At 66.9% G+C, this 1106-nt stretch carries 1 pseudogene and 1 other annotated feature; the pseudogene reads left to right on the top strand.

The window, feature by feature from the left end:
• Positions 1–40: 40 nt before the first annotated feature.
• Positions 41–1106, top strand: a pseudogene (locus tag ACYU98_RS14310) (IS3 family transposase); the annotation flags it as partial.
• Positions 343–456 (top strand) — a sequence feature (AL1L pseudoknot). It overlaps the preceding pseudogene by 114 nt.

Below are 1106 nucleotides of genomic sequence, written 5' to 3'. Positions count from 1 at the left end.
TTGCTTGGAGGCTCCCGACCTTGGAAACGAGGATGGAGCCATGGGAAACAAGAGCACGTCGGGGAAGCCGACTGCGCGGCGGTACTCGCCTGAGGAGAAGGCGCGGGCGGTGCGGATGGTGCGGCAGCTGCGCAAGGAGCTCGGCACCACGCACGGAACGATCCAGCGGGTGGCAGACCAGATCGGCTGCGGGGTGGAGTCGCTGCGCACGTGGGTCAAACAGGCCGACATCGACGAGGGCGTCGAGCCGGGCCTGACCACCGCCGAGGCCAAGCGCATCAAGGAGTTGGAGCAGGAGAACCGGGAGCTTCGCCGGGCCAACGATCTGCTGAAGCGGTCAGCGGCTTTCTTTGCGGCGGAGCTCGACCGCCCCTCGAAGTGATCGTCAAATTCGTCGACGAGAACCGTGCTGAGTTCGGAGTCGAGTTCATCTGCAGGCAGTTGCAGGTGGCTCCGAGCAGCTACTACGCCGCGAAGAAGCGGCAGAGCGCCCCGTCGGCCCGAGCGGTCCGGGACGCGGTCATGATGCAGGTCTTGATGACGCTGTGGGTCGCGAACCGGAAGGTATACGGAGCCCACAAACTCTGGAAGGCCGCCCGGCGCGCCGGCCACGACGTGGGCCGTGACCAGGTCGCCCGATTGATGCGGGAACTGGGGATCGAGGGGGTATCGCGGCTGCGGAAGAAGGTGTTCACCACCCGGCAGGACCCCGACGCCACCAGGGCACCGGACCTGGTGAACCGGCAGTTCACCGCGGACCGGCCCGATGCCTTGTGGGTAACGGATCTGACGTACGTGCCGACCCGGTCGGGGATGGCCTACGTGTGCTTCATCGTCGACGCGTTCAGCCGACGGATCGTCGGCTGGCGGGTCGCGGCGAGCATGAAGACCGAGATGGTCCTCGATGCCCTGGAGATGGCCCGCCGCTCCCGCGGCGGGCACCGGCTCGTCGGGCTGGTCACGCACTCGGACGCCGGGTCGCAGTTCACCTCCGTGCGATTCACCGAACGACTGGAGGAGATCGGCGCTCGTCCCTCGATTGGGACCGTGGCGGACTCCTACGACAACGCCCTGGCCGAGACGACCAATGGGCTCTACAAGACCGA

It is taken from the genome of Calidifontibacter terrae, assembly GCF_054778835.1.
This window is presented reverse-complemented; position numbering and strand designations above follow the sequence as displayed.